We start from the raw sequence: 1,548 nt of genomic DNA, 5'->3' as shown, positions 1-1,548 counted from the left end.
CACCGGGGTCACGGTGTCGATCGCGGCCGCCTTCGAGCATCCGACCATCGAATCGCTGGCCACCTGGATCGTCGAGGGCGACCCCTTCGAGGACGACTCAGCAGTCGACGACACGGACTGGACGCGCAGCGGGCCGGTCGAGCGGGTCGACATCGCGGTAGTGGGCCTGGCCACCCGGTTACCGGGCGACATGGATACACCCGAGCAGACGTGGCAGGCGCTGCTGGAAGGTCGCGACGCGATCACCGATCTGCCCGAGGGCCGTTGGTCGGAATTCATGGAAGAGCCGCGGCTGGCCGAGCGCATCACCAAGGCCCGCACCCGCGGCGGCTACTTGAAAGACATCAAGGGCTTCGACTCCGAGTTCTTCGCGCTGTCCAAGACCGAAGCCGACAACATCGACCCGCAGCAGCGGATGGCGCTGGAGCTGACCTGGGAGGCGCTCGAGCACGCGCGCATCCCGGCGTCCAGCATGCGCGGCGAATCTGTCGGCGTCTACGTTGGCACCTCGGTCAACGACTACAGCTTCTTGGCGATGTCGGATCCGACCGTCGCCCATCCCTATGCGATCACTGGAACGGCGAGTTCGATTGTGGCCAACCGGGTTTCGTACTTCTATGACTTCCACGGCCCGTCGGTCGCGGTCGATACCGCCTGCTCGAGCTCGCTGGTCGCCGCCCATCAGGCGGTGCAGGCGCTGCGCAGCGGCGAGTGCGACATGGCCGTCGCCGGTGGCGTCAACGCGTTGATCACCCCTGCGGTGACGCTCGGTTTCGACGAGATCGGCCAGGTGCTCTCGCCCGACGGCCGGATCAAATCGTTCTCGTCGGACGCCGACGGCTACACCCGTTCCGAGGGCGGCGCGATGCTGGTGCTCAAACGGGTCGACGATGCGCGCCGCGACGGCGACCAGATCCTGGCCGTGATCGCCGGCAGCGCGGTCAACCACGACGGTCGGTCCAACGGTCTGATCGCTCCCAATCCGGACGCGCAGGCCGACGTGTTGCGCCGGGCCTACAAGGACGCCGGCATCAACCCGCGCACCGTCGACTACGTCGAAGCGCACGGCACCGGCACGGTGCTCGGTGACCCGATCGAGGCTCAGGCGCTCGGCCGGGTGATCGGCCGTGGCCGTCCCGCCGACAAGCCGGCCCTGCTCGGCGCGGTGAAAACCAATGTCGGACACATGGAGTCGGCGGCCGGTGCGGCAAGCCTGGTGAAAATGGTGCTCGCGCTGCAGCACGACAAGCTGCCGCCGTCGATCAACTACGCCGGGCCCAACCCCTACATCGACTTCGACGCATCGCATCTGCGGGTGCTGGACACGGTCGCGGACTGGCCGCGCTACGGCGGGTATGCGGTCGCGGGTGTGTCGAGCTTCGGTTTCGGCGGCGCCAATGCGCACGTGGTGCTGCGTGAGGTGCTGCCGCGCGATGTCGTCGAACGCGAACCCGAGCCGCAGCCTGCAGTCGAAGCCAAGACCGCAGAGCAGGCGCCGGGCGAGTACGTCGGCGGGATGCGCTTCGACGAGTACGGCGAGTTCTTAGA

1 protein-coding gene is annotated in these 1,548 nt (G+C 67.7%); it reads left to right on the top strand.

Going from position 1 to position 1,548, the window contains the following annotated elements:
- A partial coding sequence (locus tag WBF82_RS16935) for a beta-ketoacyl synthase N-terminal-like domain-containing protein (RefSeq protein ID WP_424384128.1) occupies nt 1-1,548 on the top strand: 1,548 nt, incomplete at both ends.

This window comes from Mycobacterium sp. (genome assembly GCF_049673265.1).
Taxonomy (GTDB): domain Bacteria; phylum Actinomycetota; class Actinomycetes; order Mycobacteriales; family Mycobacteriaceae; genus Mycobacterium.
The sequence above is the reverse complement of the archived record's forward strand: the minus strand, read 5'-3'. Positions and strand labels throughout refer to the sequence as shown.